The sequence below is a fragment of the Streptomyces sp. MA5143a genome (assembly GCF_900290235.1).
Taxonomy (GTDB): domain Bacteria; phylum Actinomycetota; class Actinomycetes; order Streptomycetales; family Streptomycetaceae; genus Streptomyces.
Genome location: NZ_OLMK01000159.1, coordinates 1 through 1632, shown reverse-complemented (window position 1 = coordinate 1632; position 1632 = coordinate 1). Strand labels below are relative to the sequence as shown.

The following is a 1632-nucleotide window of genomic DNA, read 5'->3' as shown; positions in this document are numbered from 1 at the left end:
TGCCGGCCCCGGTGAAGCACCGCGATGGTGGTGTGTGACGGGTGGTTGGTCGTTGTTTGAGAACTGCACAGTGGACGCGAGCATCTGTGGCCAAGTTTTTAAGGGCGCACGGTGGATGCCTTGGCACCAGGAACCGATGAAGGACGTGGGAGGCCACGATAGGCCCCGGGGAGTCGTCAACCAGGCTTTGATCCGGGGGTGTCCGAATGGGGAAACCCGGCAGTCGTCATGGGCTGTCACCCTTGCCTGAACACATAGGGCAAGTGGAGGGAACGCGGGGAAGTGAAACATCTCAGTACCCGCAGGAAGAGAAAACAACCGTGATTCCGGGAGTAGTGGCGAGCGAAACTGGATGAGGCCAAACCGTATGCGTGTGAGACCCGGCAGGGGTTGCGTATACGGGGTTGTGGGATCTCTCTTCTGTCGTCTGCCGGCGACAGGACGAGTCAGAAACCGTTGATGTAGGCGAAGGACATGCGAAAGGTCCGGCGTAGAGGGTAAGACCCCCGTAGCTGAAACATTGACGGCTCGTTTGAGAGACACCCAAGTAGCACGGGGCCCGAGAAATCCCGTGTGAATCTGGCGGGACCACCCGCTAAGCCTAAATATTCCCTGGTGACCGATAGCGGATAGTACCGTGAGGGAATGGTGAAAAGTACCCCGGGAGGGGAGTGAAATAGTACCTGAAACCGTGTGCCTACAAGCCGTGGGAGCGTCGGATGTCAGCTTGCTGGCATCTCGTGACTGCGTGCCTTTTGAAGAATGAGCCTGCGAGTTTGCGGTGTGTTGCGAGGTTAACCCGGGTGGGGTAGCCGTAGCGAAAGCGAGTCCGAACAGGGCGACTCAGTAGCACGCTCAAGACCCGAAGCGGAGTGATCTAGCCATGGGCAGGTTGAAGCGGAGGTAAGACTTCGTGGAGGACCGAACCCACCAGGGTTGAAAACCTGGGGGATGACCTGTGGTTAGGGGTGAAAGGCCAATCAAACTCCGTGATAGCTGGTTCTCCCCGAAATGCATTTAGGTGCAGCGTCGTGTGTTTCTTGCCGGAGGTAGAGCACTGGATAGGCGATGGGCCCTACCGGGTTACTGACCTTAGCCAAACTCCGAATGCCGGTAAGTGAGAGCGCGGCAGTGAGACTGTGGGGGATAAGCTCCATGGTCGAGAGGGAAACAGCCCAGAGCATCGACTAAGGCCCCTAAGCGTACGCTAAGTGGGAAAGGATGTGGAGTCGCAGAGACAACCAGGAGGTTGGCTTAGAAGCAGCCACCCTTGAAAGAGTGCGTAATAGCTCACTGGTCTAGTGATTCCGCGCCGACAATGTAGCGGGGCTCAAGCGTACCGCCGAAGTCGTGTCATTGCGATATGTACCCCCAACGGGGATCGTGATGGGTAGGGGAGCGTCGTCTGCCGGGTGAAGCAGCCGCGTAAGCGAGTTGTGGACGGTTGACGAGTGAGAATGCAGGCATGAGTAGCGATACAAACGTGAGAAACGTTTGCGCCGATTGACCAAGGGTTCCTGGGTCAAGCTGATCTGCCCAGGGTAAGTCGGGACCTAAGGCGAGGCCGACAGGCGTAGTCGATGGATAACCGGTTGATATTCCGGTACCCGCTGTGAAGCGTCAAACATCGAA

The 1632-nt window shown here is 57.4% G+C and carries 1 rRNA gene; it reads left to right on the top strand.

Going from position 1 to position 1632, the window contains the following annotated elements:
• Positions 1-88 precede the first annotated feature (88 nt).
• Positions 89-1632, top strand: a 23S ribosomal RNA gene (locus tag SMA5143A_RS42255); the annotation flags it as partial.